The 242-nt window shown below is 56.6% G+C and carries 1 pseudogene; it reads left to right on the top strand.

The features are described 5' to 3' along the window. Positions 1 to 8: 8 nt before the first annotated feature. Positions 9 to 242, top strand: a pseudogene (locus P9217_RS30330) (hypothetical protein); the annotation flags it as partial.

Raw genomic sequence — 242 nt, forward strand, 5'->3', positions numbered from 1 at the left:
GGTTTGCCGTGTTTGTTGCGATGGCTGGTGCCGCTCAAGCTGCCGCCACGGTTCAGGTTTCGTTGTGGGACAAAGGGGCGAACGTGCCCATGACCACAGGTTTCGCCTATGGAATGTCGGGCGCGGATATGTCGAAGGCAAGCATGGGGATAACGGCCACGCCCGCGACCGTGAAGGCCGGCAAGATCACATTCAAGGTGAAGAACAGTTCAAAGGATACAGTCCACGAAATGATCGTGATG

Source organism: Mesorhizobium sp. WSM4989 (genome assembly GCF_029625795.1).
GTDB lineage: Bacteria > Pseudomonadota > Alphaproteobacteria > Rhizobiales > Rhizobiaceae > Mesorhizobium.